Source organism: Aliamphritea spongicola, assembly GCF_017051665.1.
In the GTDB taxonomy this organism is placed as follows: domain Bacteria; phylum Pseudomonadota; class Gammaproteobacteria; order Pseudomonadales; family Balneatricaceae; genus Amphritea; species Amphritea spongicola.
On the sequence record NZ_JAFIDL010000128.1, the window covers coordinates 1 to 282 of the forward strand.

The following is a 282-nucleotide window of genomic DNA, read 5'->3' on the forward strand; positions in this document are numbered from 1 at the left end:
GGAAATAAAAAAGGCGCCCGCAGGCGCCTTTTCACAGCAGAGAATCGCTTACTGCAGCACGGAGATATCCGCCACCTGCAGGAACAGCTCACGCAGTTTGCTCAGCAGCGTCAGGCGGTTTACGCGCACTTCCGCATCGTCCGCCATTACCATCACGTTGTCGAAGAACGCATCCACCGGCTCACGCAGCGCGGCCAGTTCCACCAGCGCTTCCTGGTAGTTGCCCGCCGCGAAGTACGGCTGCAGCTTGTCGCGCAGCACCACCAGGTGAGTCGCCAGCTG

At 61.0% G+C, this 282-nt stretch carries 1 protein-coding gene; it reads right to left on the reverse strand.

The window, feature by feature from the left end:
• Positions 1-48: 48 nt before the first annotated feature.
• Positions 49-282 (reverse strand): DALR anticodon-binding domain-containing protein (locus tag JYB63_RS23025; protein ID WP_336510922.1); only part of this gene is annotated, 234 nt, incomplete at its 5' end.